This window comes from Streptomyces mutabilis, assembly GCF_014649815.1.
In the GTDB taxonomy this organism is placed as follows: Bacteria; Actinomycetota; Actinomycetes; order Streptomycetales; family Streptomycetaceae; genus Streptomyces; species Streptomyces mutabilis.
This window is the reverse complement of sequence record NZ_BMTT01000090.1, coordinates 1-1,082: the sequence shown is the minus strand read 5'-3', so window position 1 is coordinate 1,082 and position 1,082 is coordinate 1. Positions and strand designations below refer to the sequence as shown.

Below are 1,082 nucleotides of genomic sequence, written 5' to 3'. Positions count from 1 at the left end.
AAATTTTGCAAACCAGTTGACACTCTTTCATAACCTATTTTCAAAATACAAACCTCCTATATGCATTTTCATTGTACCATAACTTAATTCTAACTATATTTATGAACATAGATTTCCTATTGGGTTATTGAACACTAAAATATGTATACTAGCTATATATCTAGGTATAAAAAGAGAGTGTACAGAAAATGGTTATTTTCTGTACACTCTCATATTTAATAAAATATTTTAAATGTTATTAACAAAACTAATTTAATAAGAGTCAAGCATAGTTTACATATGTATTATGTTTGAAACATATCTCTAATTACTTTTTACTAATATCATTTAAAATGTCTCGCAATTCTTCAATTTCTTTGTTATTTAATTCTTCATTTTTCGCAAAATTCAGCACTAAACTTTTCATGTCCCCTCCATACAGTTTATTAAGAAAGGTTTTAGCAGTTTTCATTTTAATATCGTCTTCTTTAATATTTGATGAGTAAAAATAAATATTCTCTGATTTGTATCGTTTTATAATCTCTTTTTTATATAGTCTTGTGATTAATGTTCTAATCGTTTTATCGCTAACTTCTTTATATTTTTGAATTTCAACTACAATTTCATTAGCTGATACTGATTTTTTATCCCATATTATATTCATAACATCCCATTCAGCCATAGATATTTCAACTTGCTTATTGGCCATTTAAAACACCCATTTCTTTTAATATTTTTTCACTGATTAATTCAGCATTTTTCCCAGACGGCTTTCCATCTGATAAATGTGTAGCAAAATAATACTTATCATGATTTGTAATTACGTAACCTACAAACCACCCATTATTATACTTCCCGTTTACTATACCTGTACCTGTTTTCCCATACAGTTCATACTTTTCATTTTTCTTAATCAATAATGAAGAAGATAATTGATTCTTTGCTTTTTTACTAAAATGCTTATTTTGTTCCATCATATTTTTAAAAACTATTACTTGTTCAAGATTAGATATTTTCAAACTATCTTCCATCCAATAGCTTTTATAACTTCCCAAGTTTTCATTACCATAATTTAATTGCTTGAGTTGAGCCGCAGTATAGTT

Annotated in this window: 2 protein-coding genes; both read right to left on the bottom strand. The window is 26.3% G+C overall.

The genetic code is table 11. The features are described from left to right. Positions 1–307 precede the first annotated feature (307 nt). Positions 308–688: a penicillinase repressor BlaI gene (gene blaI / locus IE142_RS34765; RefSeq protein ID WP_001284653.1), complete on the bottom strand. Its 381-nt coding sequence runs from the start codon at positions 686–688 to the stop codon at positions 308–310. After that, the coding region (locus IE142_RS34760) for a penicillin-binding transpeptidase domain-containing protein (RefSeq protein WP_191889404.1) at positions 678–1,082 on the bottom strand (405 nt) is incomplete at its 5' end. The genes IE142_RS34760 and blaI, both read right to left, overlap by 11 nt.